We start from the raw sequence: 1,874 nt of genomic DNA, 5'->3' as shown, positions 1-1,874 counted from the left end.
ATAAGATTTGAATTTTCCGTTAGTTGGTGGCTGATTTTTTCGAAAACAGTACACTAGAAGCATTAGCAATCAAACTGGCAGGCCAGCAATCATCAATTTCCGCAGCCAGGATAACCTTGTTTACTATTTCATCGAAAAAAGCCGCTATTTTCTTCGGCGAGGCACTGGCCAGAAAAATCACTGAAAAAATCACTGGTCGACTTATAGGGTTTTTCGTTTCTAGCTGGATTCTGTCCACAGTCAATATGATTGATGCATGGCAAGCTTGGCAGTGGAACGATGGTGCTATGTACGGTTATCTCATGCTATCTATGGGAGGGGTAGCGGGTTCGTTAGGAACGTTATTCGGAGCGGCTACAAAGTTGCTTGGACTTACTGCACTGGGTTGGACCGCATTGCTGCTGATCACAGTGGGCGTGGGTTTGGTGATCGTGATGAGTTCAACTCCGTTGGAGTCTTGGTTAGCAAACGGCCCATTTGGCGAGTCTCATTCAATCGACCGATATTTACAAGACCCGGCAGAGGCATTTTATCGGCTGACGAGCTTGCTTGCCGGCATCAGCATTTCCATCGAAAAAAATCCGGCTTACGAACAGCACGCTACATTTAATACTCGCGCTGATATACCTTACGCCATCCGTAGCGCAGACACGATCATTCGCCTTCAAAGCCGCTTGCCGGGCCTTATAGGTCGTCTCGACAGTCTCAGTATTCAAGCCGAGTGTCGGCAGTGCCGTATCACTGAAATAACCAATAATCAGGGCGTTCCTTATCGAGCAGAAAGTGAAATAGGTGAAAGACCTGAAACGCCGAAGGCACAACGGCTGCACCCTGATGCACTGGAGCTTTTTTTCACAACTAAAATCAGTCAGATCTCCTCGACAGGTAGCCGCAGATATTATTATAAATGGGCGATAAGGGCTCAGTTTATCCTGACGCGCGGAAGAGAAGAACATTATTTCCCCGCCCCGGGTGTCAAGGATTCCACTCAGTACAGCCAAAACTGGGCAACGCCTGACTTTGAAAAAATCAATCAGCCGTTCTGGGCTGATGAAGTCACGCACGGGGCTTCGTCTAGTGATTAATTCCGAAAGTAACACCTACTACGGCGAAAGAGCCTATTTATCCACCGGCATACCTGATCAGCCTGCACAATCCGAGTATAGTCTCGATGAGTTACGCTTACCTTGGGGGTATACACAAGCCGTAGCACCAGACAGTATTCTGAGTGATCCGACGCCAACCGAGATGCGTTTTTGGGAAGATTTCAAACAAAAAAAACAGGAAAAAATAAATAACCACTCTTATCTGAAAGCTCCGCTTTATGGTGTAAACCTTCATCAAAAATATGATCAAGAGTGTATGCGTCTTGCACAACTACCTGCGTACTCTAAATTCTGGATTTACATAAACCTCGGAGGGAAGTGGATTTTTCTGACACTCACACCTTTTTATGCACTGATCTCGTTGGCAATGCATATAGCCTCAAAAAACTCTTATACGAAAGTCGATTTCCTTGAGGTTTTCATTGGTGGTAGTTACTTTATTTCACTCCCATTTCTACTCTGCTGGCTCATCGGCCATATCGTAATCAATCACTTTCCCCGCATCTGGTTCCGCCCCCCGAAAGGTCCACTCTGGGAGCTCAATCGCAGAACCGGTCTGGTCACGATCTTCGGCTATAAACGCCATCGAAAAGAAGGGGTGATCGACGAGTTCGTCGCGCCGTTCTACGAGTTCGACGCTTACATGATCACCACGCATGATCGTCATGGATCGTATTACGGCCTGCTACTCCAGCATCGCTACGAGGAGCAGCGGATCAACTTCCACGCGCTACTCGGCCCGGACGATTTCCAGCAACGCCCCTGCGC

Annotated in this window: 2 protein-coding genes; both read left to right on the top strand. The window is 47.6% G+C overall.

What is annotated here, in order from left to right; all coding sequences use genetic code 11:
- Window positions 1-26: 26 nt before the first annotated feature.
- Entirely contained in the window at window positions 27-1,085 is a 1,059-nt protein-coding gene (locus tag DW49_RS0127725; protein WP_229687580.1) for a hypothetical protein, read from the top strand.
- 163 nt (window positions 1,086-1,248) lie between these two features.
- The coding region (locus DW49_RS0127720) for a hypothetical protein (protein WP_024421551.1) at window positions 1,249-1,874 on the top strand (626 nt) is incomplete at its 3' end.

Origin of the sequence: Pseudomonas avellanae BPIC 631 (genome assembly GCF_000444135.1) — a bacterium.
Classification (GTDB): domain Bacteria; phylum Pseudomonadota; class Gammaproteobacteria; order Pseudomonadales; family Pseudomonadaceae; genus Aquipseudomonas; species Aquipseudomonas avellanae.
Note: the sequence above shows the minus strand (reverse complement) of the source record. Positions and strands in the feature narration are given on the sequence as shown.